The organism is Phreatobacter sp. (assembly GCF_027532945.1).
In the GTDB taxonomy this organism is placed as follows: Bacteria; Pseudomonadota; Alphaproteobacteria; order Rhizobiales; family Phreatobacteraceae; genus Phreatobacter.
In genome coordinates, this window is the sequence record NZ_JAPZTZ010000015.1 from 114070 (window position 1) to 126471 (window position 12402).

The following is a 12402-nucleotide window of genomic DNA, read 5'->3' on the forward strand; positions in this document are numbered from 1 at the left end:
ACCGAACAATGGCCCGTATGAAGTTCCTCTGTGATGCCGATCGTTGCATCGAATGCAACGCCTGCGTCACCGCCTGCAAGAACGAGCACGACGTTCCGTGGGGCATCAACCGCCGCCGCGTCGTCACGCTCAATGACGGCAAGCCCGGTGAGCGCTCCATCTCGATGGCGTGCATGCACTGCACCGACGCGCCCTGCGCGGCGGTGTGCCCGGTGAACTGCTTCTACACCACGGCCGACGCGGTCGTGCTGCACTCCAAGGAGCTGTGCATCGGCTGCGGCTACTGCTTCTACGCCTGCCCGTTCGGCGCGCCGCAATATCCGCGCGTCAGCAACTTCGGCACCCGCGGCAAGATGGACAAGTGCACCTACTGCGCCGGTGGTCCGCTCGCCGACAACTCCACGGCCGAATATGCCGCCTACGGTGCCAACCGCCTTGCCCAGGGCAAGCTCCCGCTCTGCGCGGAGATGTGCTCGACCAAGGCGCTGCTCGCCGGCGACAGCGACATGATCGCGACCATCTACAAGGAGCGCGTGCTGAAGCGTGGCTACGGCTCGGGCGCCTGGGGCTGGCAGACGGCCTACAAGGAAACCATCGCCATCTGATCCGCCGGGCGGCGGCCTTGCGCCGCCGCCCGCTTCATCCATTCGGGACGGCTGCCGCATGAGCGCCGTCCGCAGGGAGGACCATCCGATGCGCGTCACGCTTCGGTCTCTCGTGGCCGCCTTCTTCCTGGCGATCGCTGTCTTTATCGCTGCACCTGCCTCGGCGCAGCAGCCGAACTCGGTCAATCCGACCGCTGCCTCCGTCAAGGAGCAGCAGCTCATGCAGGCCCTTCAGGCCGGCACGCCGGGCGCCGGCTCCACGCTCTCCGGGCGCATCACGATCCCGGATGCCAGCGCGGCCAACCTCATCCAGCCGCAGGGCCAGGCCTGGCGCGCCTTCCACCAGGGCGCCATGCTCTGGGTCGGTGCCATCGCCATCCTCGGCATGCTCGGCATGCTCGCGGTGTTCTACTTTACCCGCGGCAAGATCATGATCGACTCCGGCCTGTCCGGCGTGAAGATCCTGCGCTTCTCGACGTTCGAGCGCTTCATCCACTGGCTGACCGCAGGCTGCTTCATCATCCTGGCGCTGTCGGGCCTGAACGTGACCTTCGGCAAGTTCGTGGTCGCCCCGCTGCTCGGCGAGGACGCCTTCGCCACGCTGGCGCAGGGTGCCAAGATCGCCCACAACTTCCTCGCCTGGCCCTTCATGCTCGGCCTGGTCTTCATGTTCGTGGTCTGGGTGTTCCACAACATCCCCAACAGCACCGACATCACCTGGATCAAGCAGGGCGGCGGCCTCGTGGGTGGCGGCCATCCGCCGGCCAAGAAGTTCAATGCCGGCCAGAAGGTGATCTTCTGGGCCGTCATCATCGGCGGCGGCCTGCTGTCGCTGTCGGGCGTCTACCTGCTCTTCCCGGCCTCGGCTGGCGGCGTGCTCGCCCTGCAGTTCTGGAACATCGTCCACGGCCTCGTGGCGGTGCTGCTGATCGCCATGATGATCGCCCATATCTACATCGGGTCCGTCGGCATGCAGGGCGCTGCCGACGCCATGACCTCCGGCGAGGTCGACCTCAACTGGGCCAAGGAGCACCACTCGCTCTGGGTCGAGGAAGAGATGGCGAAGGGCAAGGCGCTGCCGCCTGCGGCACAGCCCGCCGAGTAACGACAGGTCCCACGCGACACACAGACGCCCGGCTCCGGCCGGGCGTTTTTGTTTGAGGGCTGGCGGTGGCGTGCCCATGGCCCTAGTTTCCGCTCTCCATGACGGATGAGGCCGAGACGATCATGAAGGTGGTGGGACTGGCGGGCTGGAGCGGGGCGGGCAAGACCACGCTGCTCACCCGCGTCATTCCGGTGCTGCGCGGGCGGGGCCTTTCGGTCTCGACGCTGAAGCACGCGCACCATGCCTTCGACATCGACAGGCCGGGCAAGGACAGCCACGAGCACCGGCTTGCCGGCGCCACCGAGGTGCTGGTCGCCTCTGGCCGCCGCTGGGCGCTGATGCACGAGCTGCGCGAGGAGACAGAGCCCCGCCTTGCCGACCTCCTCGTGCGGCTCTCGCCCGTCGAGCTTGTCATCGTCGAGGGCTTCAAGCGCGAAGCCCATCCGAAGGTGGAGATCCATCGCGCCGCCAATGCCAAGCCCTGGCTCTTCCCCGACATTCCGGACGTGCGCGCCCTGCTCAGCGACGTGGCGGCTCCCGGTTTCAGCGGACCGCGCGCCGATCTCGACGCCATCGAGATGGCGGCCGACCTGCTCCTCGCCGCTGCCGACCCGCTGGACGGCGTGCTCGACCTCCTGCGGCGCACGGAGCCGGTGGAGCTCGCCCGCCAGCCGCGCAAGGCCGGCTGAAGCATGGCCCAGCTCTCCTCCGACCAGTTCGCCTTCGGCGGCCAGCTCCTCTCCATCGAGGATGCGCTCGACCGCGTCGCTGCGGGCCTCCCACCTGTCGCCAGCACCGAGACCGTGCCGCTGCTGGCCGCCGACGGCCGGGTGCTTGCCGCCGACATTGCCGCGCCGGTGAGCCTGCCGCCCTTCTTCAACTCCGCCGTCGATGGCTATGCCGTGCGCTTCGCTGATCTCGCCGCTGCCGGAGAGACGCGCCTGCCGGTCTCGGGGCGCGTGCCGGCGGGCTCCTCCGCCAGCGCCATGGCGGCAGGGGTTGCGGTCCGCATCTTCACCGGCGCGCCCATGCCGGAGGGCTGCGACACGGTCTTCATGCAGGAGGACGTCCGGCTCGATGGCGAGACCGTCATCCTGCCACAGGGGCTGTCGGCGGGCGCCAATTGCCGGCCGGCGGGCGAGGACCTCCCCGCTGGCGCGCGGGCGCTTGGCGCCGGCCGCGTCATGACGCCGGAGACCATCGCGCTGGCCGCTGCCCTCGGCCTCACCGACGTGACCGTGCGCCGCCGCGTCCGCGTCGCCGTCTTCTCCACCGGCAACGAGATCGTCTCGCCCGGCACGCCGCTGGGCGCGGCGCAGCTCTACGATTCCAACCGCTACACGATGCAGGCGCTGCTGCGCCGCCTCGGCGCCGAGGTCACCGATCTCGGCATCCTGCCCGACGACCGCGCCGCCATCGCCGCGGCCCTGTCGGCGGCAGCGGGCGGCCATGACCTCATCCTCACCTCCGGCGGCGTCTCCACCGGCGAGGAGGACCATGTGAAGGCGGCTGTGGAGGCGGTGGGCTCGCTGACCTTCTGGCGTCTCGCCATCAAGCCGGGCCGCCCGGTCGCCATGGGCGTCATCCCGGCGCCGGGCGGCACGGAACAGGCGGCCTTCATCGGCCTGCCCGGCAATCCCGTCGCCGTCTTCGTCACCTTCGCCCATGTGGTGCGGCCCTTTCTCACCGTGCTGGCGGGGGCAAAGCCCGAGCGGCCGATGGCGCTCCCCGTTCGCGCGGCCTTCCCCTACAAGAAGAAGGCGGGGCGGCGGGAATATGTGCGGGTGGCGCTCAGGCGCGGCGCCGACGGCGTGATGGAAGCGGTGAAGCATCCGCGCGATGGCGCCGGCGTCATCACCTCGCTGACCGAGACGGATGGCCTCGTCGAGCTGCCCGAGCCCATCGAGCGCGTGGCGCCCGGCGAGACGGTCGCCTTCCTGTCCTACGCGCTGCTGCGCTGAAGCTTCAGGCCGCGGGATGTAGCGCCAGCACAGCCTCGGCCTCGGCGAGGTCCTCGGGGCTGTTGGCGTTGAAGAACGGGTCGAAGGGCTCGGTCGGCCAGATCGCCTCGGCCACGCCATGGCGGGCGGTCCAGCGGTCGATCTTGCGCAGGTCTTCCTCCACCAGCGCGCGGCGCAGGTCGGCGAGCAGCGCGACGGGCCAGAGCCCGACAACGGGATGGGTCTGGTCGCCGGAGCGGGCGGTGGCGAGCGGCGTTCCCGCCGCCTCGCGCGCCTGATGGAGCCGGCCGACGAGATCGGCGGGAAGGAAGGGCGAGTCGGTCGGGATGGAGACGAGCCAGGCGATGTCCGGCCGCTCCCGCTCCAGCCATTCCAGCGCCGCGACGACGCCGGCCAACGGCCCGGCGAATCCCGGCACCGTGTCGGCCACCACCGGCAGGCCGAGGGCGGCAAACCGCGCCGGATCGCCATTGGCATTGACGATGAGCCCGTCGCACTGGGGCGTGAGGCGCTTGACGGCGCGGTCGAGCAGGGTGGTGCCCCCAATCGTCTTCAGCGGCTTGTCGCCGCCGCCCATGCGGCGGGCGAGGCCACCGGCGAGCAGCACGCCGAGGGTTTGGGGATGCGGCATGGGCGTCAGTCCTCCGCGCCCTTGCGGCGGTGGCGTGCACTCTCCTCCTCGACATAGGAGAGGTCCTGGTCGAAGACGATGCGGTCCTCGCCGGCGAGCGCGACGAAGCGCTTGCCCTTGGCCCGACCGATCAGGGTGAGACCGCACTGGCGGGCAAGCTCGACGCCCCAGGCGGTGAAGCCCGAGCGCGAGACGAGGATGGGGATGCCCATGCGCACGGTCTTGATGACCATTTCGGAGGTGAGCCGGCCGGTCGTGTAGAAGATCTTGTCGGCCCCGGTCTCGCCGTGGCGGTACATCCAGCCGGCGATCTTGTCGACGGCATTGTGGCGGCCGACATCCTCCATATAGACCAGCGGACGGTCCTCGCGGCAGAGCACGCAGCCATGGATCGCGCCGGCCTCGAGATAGAGCGAGGGCATGGTGTTGATGGCGTGGGTGAGCCGGTAGAGCCAGGAGGTGCGGAACTCCGTCTTCGGCAGCTGGATGTCGGCCAGCGCCTCCATCAGGTCGCCGAAAGTCGTGCCCTGGGCGCAGCCGGAGGTCTGGGTCCGCTTCTTCAGCTTCTCCTCGAAATTGGTGTGCTCTTCCGTGCGCACCACCACCACCTCAAGCTCCTCATCATAGTCCACGCCGGTGACCACGTCGGTGGGCTTCAGCATGTTCTGATTGAGGAGATAGCCGATAGCGAGATAGTCGGGGTAATCGCCGATCGTCATCATGGTGACGATCTCCTGGGCGTTCAGGTAGAGGGTGAGCGGGCGCTCCACCGTCACCGCCGTCTCGATGGCCTCGCCGCGTTCATTGACGCCGGTCACGCGCTGGGTGAGGCGGGGATCGGCGGGGTTCGGGACGATGAGGGGCGGCGTGTCGGACATGGCACCGGCGGTCGCGGGAACGGGGCCGGTCAAATAGCACGGCGCCGGGGCGCCGTGCCATGGTCGCGTCATCGGGTAGCGTCACTCGGCCGGCAGCCCCGGCGCCACGAAACCGTGACGGGCGAGGATGCGCTGGCCGGCCGGCGACAGCACGAAGAGGGCGAAGCGGTGCGCCGCGGTCGAGGCGCCGTTCACCACCGTCACGCCATAGTCCGCGCCGACTGCCAGCGCCTCCGGCAGCGCCACCATGCGGATGCCGGGCTGCTCGCGGGCGATGGGGCCGCCATTGGTGCAATAGGCGAGGAAGAGGTCAGCCTGACCCGCCGCGATGACGTGGCCATAGGCGTTCCGCCCCTCCGGCACCGGTGCGCTGGACGGCCCGCCGGTGAGCTGCACGGCTTTCGCCTCCAGCGCCGCACGGGCACCCGGGCGCACCGCCTCGGCACGGGCGAAGACCTGATAGGCATAGTCGCCGGCCGGATCCGCCCGCGGCGTCGAGGTGCCGAGCTTGACCGCCGGATCGAGCATCCGGTCGAGGACGGTCGCCGGCGTGACCTCCAGACCCGGCCGCACGAAGGCGCAGAGCGCGTTGCGGGCGAAGAGCACGACCGGCCCCGCCTTGCCGGCCTGCGCCAGCGCCTGCGGATGGGTCATGTTGGCGGAGGCGAAGACCTCCGCCTTCTCGCCGCCGGCAATGGCGTCGCGGATGAGGCCGGAGGGCCGGTAGACCTGCGTCACCGGGGGCCCGCCGGCGGCGGTGAAGGCGGCGCTGACCTCGGTCATGGCGCCGCGCAGGCTCCCCGCAGCGTGGAGCAGCACCGGCTCCTGCGCCACGGCGCCGCCCGTGGCGGCCATCATCAGGCCCGCCGCAAGAATGGCCCGCATCTCACGCCCCCGAATCGGAGGCGTTGGCGAAGAACAGCTGCTGGCCGTTGATCTGGTAGTCGGCGATGGCCTTCTGGCCCTCGGGGCTGACGATCCAGTCGATGAAGGCCTGGCCGTCGGCCCTCTTCACATGCGGGTGGCGCTCGGGGTTCACCAGCATGATGCCGTACTGGTTGAACAGGCGCCGGTCGCCCTCGACGAGGATGTCGAGGTCGCCGCGGTTGCGGAAGGAAAGCCAGGTCGCGCGATCGGAGAGGACGTAGCCGTTCATGCCCGAAGCCGTGTTGAGCGCCGCGCCCATGCCCTGGCCGATCTCGCGGTACCAGCTGCCGCGGGTGGCGGCGAGGTCGATGCCGGCGGCCGTCCAGAGCGCCAGTTCGGCCTGGTGGGTGCCGGAGCGGTCGCCGCGCGAGACGAAGGGCGTCGCCTTCGTCTGGATGGCGCGCAGGGCCGCGGCGATGTCGCGCGAGCCCTTGATGCCGGCGGGATCGGCCTTGGGGCCGATCAGCACGAAGTCATTGTACATGACCGGGCGACGCGGGCCGCCATGGCCCTCGGCGACGAAGCGCTCCTCCGCCGCGCGGGCATGGACGAAGACGACGTCGGCATCGCCGCGGCGGCCGGTGTCGAGCGCCTGGCCGGTGCCCTGGCTGATGACGCGCACCTCGATGCCGGTCTTGGCCCTGAACAGCGGCAGGATGTGGTTGAACAGGCCGGAATCCACCGTCGAGGTGGTGGAAGCGACCGTGATGAACCGCGTGCCGGCGGCGGCGGTGGCGGGCGCCGCGGGACGGGCGTCCTGGGCGAGAGCCACCCCGCCGAAGGCGAGGAGGGAGGCGGTGGCGGCGATGAGATGGCGCCGGGTCGGCAAGGTCGTCATGGTCGTCTCCGTTGAGGGGATTGGGAGGTGGGGTGCCGGCTCACCAGACAAGGTCGCCGGCGATGAAGGCGCGGGCTTCGGCGCTTGCCGGCCCTGAGAAGAAGGTCTCCGCCGGCGCGTCCTCGACGAGACGGCCGCGATGAAGGAAGAGCACGCGATCGGCGAGGCGGCGGGCCTGGCCCATGTCGTGGGTCGCCATGACCAGCGTCACGCCCTCGGCCTTGAGGGCGAGGATCATCTGCTCGATCTGGCGGGTGGCGCCGGGGTCGAGCTGTGAGGTCGGCTCGTCGAGAAAGAGGATCTCCGGCCGGAGCGCCCAGGCGCGCGCGATCGCAAGGCGCTGCTGCTCGCCCCCCGACATGAGGCGGGCGGGGCGGTCGGCCTTGTCGGTGAGGCCGAAGCGGTCGAGGGCCTCGCGGGCGCGGCTGCGGCGCTCGCTCCAGCCGGCTCCGGCGGCGGCGAGGGCATGCTCGACATTGGCCAGCGCCGAGCGGCGCAGCATGACCGGCTTCTGGAAGACCATGGCATGGCGCTTGTGCCCCGCCAGCGTGCCCTCCCCCGCCGCCCAGGCGATGGCGCCGGCGCTGGGGGCGATGAGGCCGTGGCAAAGGCGCAGGGTCAGCGACTTGCCGGAGCCGTTGGGCCCGATGATTACGGTGAGCCCGCCGCGCGGGATGGTGAAGCCGATGCCGTCGACGAGGCGCTTGCCCCCGGCCTCGAAGGTGAGATCGGAGACGGCGAGCGGCAGGACGGAGGTGGTCTCGCGCATGGCCGTCATCCCGCGAACCGCGCGCCGACGCGGCTCGCCGCATAGGTGACGGCATTGATGCCAAGGGTCAGCAGGATGAGGACGATGCCGAGGCCGAGGGCCAGCGGCAGGTCGCCCTTGGACGTCTCCAGCGCGATGGCGGTGGTCATGGTGCGCGTGTAGCCGGCGATATTGCCGCCGACGATGAGCACGGCGCCGACCTCGGCGCTGGCCCGGCCGAAGCCGGCGAGGATGGCGGTGGCGAGCGCGAAGCGGCCGTCCCAGAGCAGGGTCGGGATGGCGCGGAGCCCCGTCAGGCCGAGGGAGGCGAGATGCTCGCGGTACTCGCCGTGCAGGTCCTCGACCAGCTGCCGGGTGATGGCGATGACAATGGGCAGGACGAGGATCGCCTGGGCGCAGACCATCGCGGTCGGCGTGAACAGGAGGCCGAGGGGCCCGAGCGGACCGGAACGCGACAGCAGCAGGAAGACGAGGAGGCCGGCCACGACCGGCGGCAGGCCCATCAGCGCGTTGACGAGGACGATGACCGCGCCACGGCCGGGAAAGCGCGACAGCGCCAGCAGCGCGCCGACGGGCAGGCCGATCAGCGCCGCCACGGCGACGGCCGTCAGCGTCACCGCCAGCGACAGCCGGACGATGGCGAGGAAGGCCGGATCGGCGCCGAGGATCAGCGCGAAGGCGGCGGCAAAGGACTGGGCGATGTCCACGTCGGGAGGCACTCGCTGCGCAAAAAGTTGCCCAATCTACGGTTTTTCCCTAATGCAGATCAAATCTGGAATCTGTGCAGAGAAATGCTGCCTTATGCAGGACGATCTCTATCTGACCACCGAAGAGGCTGCGGCCTATCTCCGGCTGAAGGAGCGCAAGCTCTATGAGCTGGTGGCCGACGGCGCGATCCCCTGCTCCAAGGTGACGGGCAAGTGGCTGTTCCCCCGCGCCGCGCTCGACCGCTGGGTGGCCGCGGGCCTTGCCCGGCCCGCCGGCTTCGTCGCCGAGGCCCCCCCGCCCATTGTCGGCGGCAGTCACGATCCGCTGCTCGAATGGGCGCTGCGCCAGTCCGGCTCGGGCCTCGCGCTGCTCACCGAGGGCTCGGAGGCGGGCCTCGACCGGCTCGAGCGCAACGAGGTCGTCGCGGCCGGCATCCACCTGCATGGCGCGGGCGACGACGAGGCCGCCAATGCCGAGGCGGTGGCGGCGCGGTCCGGCCTGCATGACGCGGTGGTGCTCGGCTTCGCGCGGCGCGAACAGGGCTTCCTCGTCGCGGCGGGCAATCCGCTGGCCCTCGGCTCGCTGGGGGATGTCGCGGCCCGTGCGGCGCGGATCGGGCTCAGGCCTTCCGGCGCCGGCGCGCAGCTGCTGCTGGAGGCGATCGCCGCCCGCGCCGACATTCCGCTCGACCGTCTGAAACGGGCGCCCGCCCCCTATCCCACCGGGCCGGATCTGGCGGTCGCCATCCGCGCCGGCGAGATCGATTGCGGCATCGCCACGCGCGCCGTCGCCGATCTCAACGGCCTCGGCTTCATGCCGCTCACCTGGGAGCGCTTCGACCTGGTGGTGCGGCGGCGCAGCTATTTCGAGCCGGCTTTCCAGAGGCTCGCCGCCTTCTGGGCGCTGCCGGCCTTCGCGGCGCGGGCGGAGGCTCTCAGCGGTTACGATGTCGCGGAGGCCGGAGCCGTGCGGCTCAACCGGTGACGGGCTCCCTTCGCGGGCCTATATGGGGCCGATGACAAGCCGCCCCCTCTCCCCGCTCGCTGACGCGCGCACCCGCCTGCTGGCGGGCCGGGATGCGGTCGCGCCGGTGACGCTGCCGCCTGGCCAGGCGCTGGGTTTGGCCGCGGCGGAGACGGTCCGAGCCCCCCATGCGCTGCCGCCGACGGCCGTTGCGTTGCGCCCCGGCGTCGCGGTGGCGAGCGCCGACCTCGTCGGGGCAACGCCGCAGGCCCCTGCCCTGCTGCCGGTCGCCCCCCCGCATGTCCTTATCGGCGCGGCGCTGCCGGCCGATGCCGATGCCGTCCTGCCGGCCGATGCGGTGGCGATGAGCGGGCCCTTCGCCGAGATCGGCCAGTCCGCCTATCCCGGCGAGAACGCCCGCAAGGCCGGCGGCGATCTGTCGGCCGGGGCGGTGATCGTCGCTGCGGGCGGAACCGTGACGGCCGAGGTGGCGCTGGCGCTCGCCTGCGCGGGCATCGCGGAGGTCGCGGTGCGCCGGCCCGCCATCCGCATAGACGCTGCTGCGGCACCCGAAGCCGCCTTCCTGGCCCGCATCCTGGCGGAGGCCGGCTGTGCGGTGGTGGAGGGCGCCGCCGACCTCGTCATCACGCTGGCGGCCGATGTCGCCGCGGCGACGCACCCCGACGCCATCCTCGGCCTTGCGCTCCAGCCCGGCCGCGACAGCGCCCTCGACCTGTCCGGCCCGACGCCGCGCCTCGTCGTGGCGCCGCGCTTCGACGGCCTCGTCGCCGTCCTCCAAGGCCTCGTCCTGCCGCTGGTGGCCGTTCTTGCCGGCCGCCGGCCGAACAGCATCGAACGGCCGCTCACCGCCAAGGTCGCCTCCCATGTGGGGATGACCGATCTCGTCCTGCTCGCCGCCGAGCCTCAGGGCTGGCGCCCCATCGCCACCGGCCAGGCGACGCTCGCCGCGCTTCTCGCCGCCGATGCGGTGGCGCTCATTGCACCGGACAGCGAGGGCCTGCCCGCCGGCGCGCCGCTGGCCGCGACCCCTCTTCGGGAGCCTTTCGAACCACGATGACCTCCTCAGCCCTCGTCCAGGACCAGTTCCTGAAAGTCCTCTCCCGCGAGGAGGCCATCGCCCGCTTCCGCGGCGCGCTGACGCTCCGCCCGCTCGGGGCCGAGAGCGTGCCGCTCGCCGGTCTTGTCGGGCGGGTGCTGGCGGAGACGGTGGCCGCCCCCGTCGATGCGCCGCCTTTCGACCGCTCGGTGGTGGACGGCTTCGCGGTGCGCGCCGGCGATGTCGCCGGCGCCAGCGAGGACAGCCCGGCTGTGCTGGGGCTCACGCCTGAGACCATCGCCTGCGGGACAGAACCGCGCCTGCCGGTCCTTGCCGCCCATGCGACGCCCATCGCCACGGGCGGGCCGATCCCGCGCGGCGCCGATGCCGTGGTGATGATCGAGCACACGCGCGTCGAGGACGGCCGGCTCCTGGTCCTGCGCGCCTCGGCGCCGGGCCAGAACATCGCCTTCGCCGGCTCGGACATTGCCCGCGGCGAGACCCTGCTGCGGCGGGGTACGCTCCTCGGCTCGCGCGAGGTCGGCATGCTCGCCGCCGTGGGCGCCGCGGAGGCGACAGTCTGGCGCAAGCCGCGCGTCGCGGTGATCTCCACCGGCGACGAACTGGTTGCGCCGGGCGAGGCGCTGCGGCCCGCCGCCATCTATGATTCCAACGGCCCCATCGTCGCCGCGGCGCTGGAGGAGAATGGCTGCGCACCGGTCCGATACGGCGCCATCCCCGATGTGGAGAGCGCGCTCGCCGCCGCGATCGCCGGGGCCCATGCCACCTGCGATGCCGTCATCCTCTCCGGCGGCACGTCGAAGGGCGCGGGGGACCTCACCTACAAGATGGTGGAGAGCCTCGGCTCACCCGGCATCATCGCCCATGGCGTGGCGCTCAAACCCGGCAAACCGCTCTGCCTCGCCGTCTGCGAGGGCAAGCCGGTCGTGATCCTGCCGGGCTTCCCGACCTCGGCCATGTTCACCTTCCACGACATCGTCGCGCCCGTCCTGCGCATCCTCGCCGGCCTGCCCGAGCGGGCGGAGATCGGCGTGCCGGCGCGGGTGCCGACCCGCATCCCCTCCGATCTCGGTCGCACCGAATTCGTCATGGTGGCGCTGGCGGAAGGGCCGGAGGGCCGCGTCGCCCACCCCGTGGGCAAGGGCTCGGGGGCTGTCACCGCCTTCGCCCAGGCCGACGGCTTCCTCACCATCGACGCGCTGAGCGACGCCCTGCCGGCCGGCACCGAGACGGAGGTGACGCTGTTCGCCCCGCATATCGCCGCGCCGTCGCTCACCATCATGGGCAGCCATTGCGTCGGCCTCGATGCGGTGATCGACCGCCTGTCCGACCGCGGCCTCACGGCCCGCTCGCTGGCGCTCGGCAGCCTCGGCGGCCTTGCGGCGCTGAAGCGCGGCGAGTGCGACATCGCGCCGATCCACCTGCTCGACCCCAAGAGCGGCGCCTACAACACGCCCTTCCTCGGCGAGGGCCTGAGGCTGGTGCCGGGCTGGCGGCGGATGCAGGGGCTCGTGCATCGCGCCGGTGATCCGCGCTTCGCGGGTGTCGGCTCGGTGGATGACCTCGTCGCCCGGGCGCTGGCCGATCCCGACTGCCTGATGGTGAACCGCAACCAGGGCGCCGGCACGCGCGTCCTCATCGACCTGCTGCTCAAGGGCGCGAAGCCGCCGGGCTACTGGAACCAGCCGCGCTCGCACAATGCTGTGGCCGCAGCGGTGGCGCAGGGCCGCGCCGACTGGGGCATGACCATCGCTCCCGTCGCGGCGGCGGCCGGCCTCGCCTTCCTGCCCCATGCCGAGGAGCATTACGACTTCGCGGTGTCGGTGACGCCGCGAGCCGAGGCCCTCGCGGCCTTCGAAGCGGCGGTGAGCGAGGCGGCAGCGGACCTCACCCGCATCGGCTTCACGCCGGCTGGCGAGGTCTGACTTATCTGGCGTTC

The 12402-nt window shown here is 71.5% G+C and carries 13 protein-coding genes; 7 read left to right on the top strand and 6 right to left on the bottom strand.

What is annotated here, in order from left to right; genetic code table 11:
• The first annotated feature begins 8 nt into the window (after positions 1 to 8).
• The 4 genes from fdh3B to glp all read left to right on the top strand — a co-directional run bounded on the left by fdh3B (position 9) and on the right by glp (position 3671).
• Entirely contained in the window at positions 9 to 605 is a 597-nt protein-coding gene (gene fdh3B, locus O9344_RS12315; protein ID WP_273513205.1) for a formate dehydrogenase FDH3 subunit beta, read from the top strand.
• A gap of 88 nt (positions 606 to 693) precedes the next feature.
• A complete protein-coding gene (locus tag O9344_RS12320) occupies positions 694 to 1710 on the top strand; it encodes a formate dehydrogenase subunit gamma (protein ID WP_298477389.1) in 1017 nt (338 codons plus the stop codon).
• 122 nt (positions 1711 to 1832) lie between these two features.
• A complete protein-coding gene (mobB, locus tag O9344_RS12325; protein ID WP_298477488.1) occupies positions 1833 to 2399 on the top strand; it encodes a molybdopterin-guanine dinucleotide biosynthesis protein B in 567 nt (188 codons plus the stop codon).
• Positions 2400 to 2402: 3 nt separating this feature from the next.
• Positions 2403 to 3671: a gephyrin-like molybdotransferase Glp gene (glp, locus tag O9344_RS12330; protein WP_298477392.1), complete on the top strand. Its 1269-nt coding sequence runs from the start codon at positions 2403 to 2405 to the stop codon at positions 3669 to 3671.
• Positions 3672 to 3675: 4 nt separating this feature from the next.
• Here the strand turns inward: glp and mobA are convergent, their stop codons facing one another.
• From mobA to O9344_RS12360, 6 genes are all read right to left on the bottom strand, one after another.
• Positions 3676 to 4302, bottom strand: coding sequence for a molybdenum cofactor guanylyltransferase MobA (gene mobA, locus O9344_RS12335; RefSeq protein ID WP_298477394.1), 627 nt, complete (start codon positions 4300 to 4302; stop codon positions 3676 to 3678).
• 5 nt (positions 4303 to 4307) lie between these two features.
• Positions 4308 to 5180: a formate dehydrogenase accessory sulfurtransferase FdhD gene (locus O9344_RS12340; protein WP_298477397.1), complete on the bottom strand. Its 873-nt coding sequence runs from the start codon at positions 5178 to 5180 to the stop codon at positions 4308 to 4310.
• Positions 5181 to 5261: 81 nt separating this feature from the next.
• Complete coding sequence (locus tag O9344_RS12345; RefSeq protein WP_298477399.1) at positions 5262 to 6065, bottom strand: molybdate ABC transporter substrate-binding protein; 804 nt, start codon at positions 6063 to 6065, stop codon at positions 5262 to 5264.
• Between the two features lies 1 nt (position 6066).
• Positions 6067 to 6945, bottom strand: coding sequence for a substrate-binding domain-containing protein (locus O9344_RS12350; RefSeq protein WP_298477402.1), 879 nt, complete (start codon positions 6943 to 6945; stop codon positions 6067 to 6069).
• A gap of 40 nt (positions 6946 to 6985) precedes the next feature.
• On the bottom strand, positions 6986 to 7714 hold the full coding sequence (locus tag O9344_RS12355; RefSeq protein WP_298477405.1) for a phosphate ABC transporter ATP-binding protein: 729 nt from the start codon (positions 7712 to 7714) through the stop codon (positions 6986 to 6988).
• A 5-nt stretch (positions 7715 to 7719) separates the two neighbouring features.
• On the bottom strand, positions 7720 to 8415 hold the full coding sequence (locus O9344_RS12360) for an ABC transporter permease (protein ID WP_298477491.1): 696 nt from the start codon (positions 8413 to 8415) through the stop codon (positions 7720 to 7722).
• Positions 8416 to 8515: 100 nt separating this feature from the next.
• Here O9344_RS12360 and O9344_RS12365 point away from each other — a divergent pair, with 100 nt between their 5' ends.
• Genes O9344_RS12365 through O9344_RS12375 form a run of 3 tightly spaced genes read left to right on the top strand, consistent with a single transcriptional unit; the run spans position 8516 to position 12388 of the window.
• Positions 8516 to 9406 carry a helix-turn-helix transcriptional regulator gene (locus tag O9344_RS12365; protein WP_298477408.1) on the top strand — a complete coding sequence of 297 codons (891 nt, stop codon included), beginning with the start codon at positions 8516 to 8518 and terminating at the stop codon, positions 9404 to 9406.
• A 31-nt stretch (positions 9407 to 9437) separates the two neighbouring features.
• Positions 9438 to 10463 carry a hypothetical protein gene (locus O9344_RS12370; protein WP_298477411.1) on the top strand — a complete coding sequence of 342 codons (1026 nt, stop codon included), beginning with the start codon at positions 9438 to 9440 and terminating at the stop codon, positions 10461 to 10463.
• The gene (locus O9344_RS12375; RefSeq protein ID WP_298477414.1) at positions 10460 to 12388 is read left to right on the top strand and encodes a molybdopterin biosynthesis protein; all 1929 of its coding nucleotides are present in this window, start codon (positions 10460 to 10462) and stop codon (positions 12386 to 12388) included. The genes O9344_RS12370 and O9344_RS12375 overlap by 4 nt, the downstream gene beginning before the upstream one ends.
• The last annotated feature ends 14 nt before the right edge of the window (positions 12389 to 12402 follow it).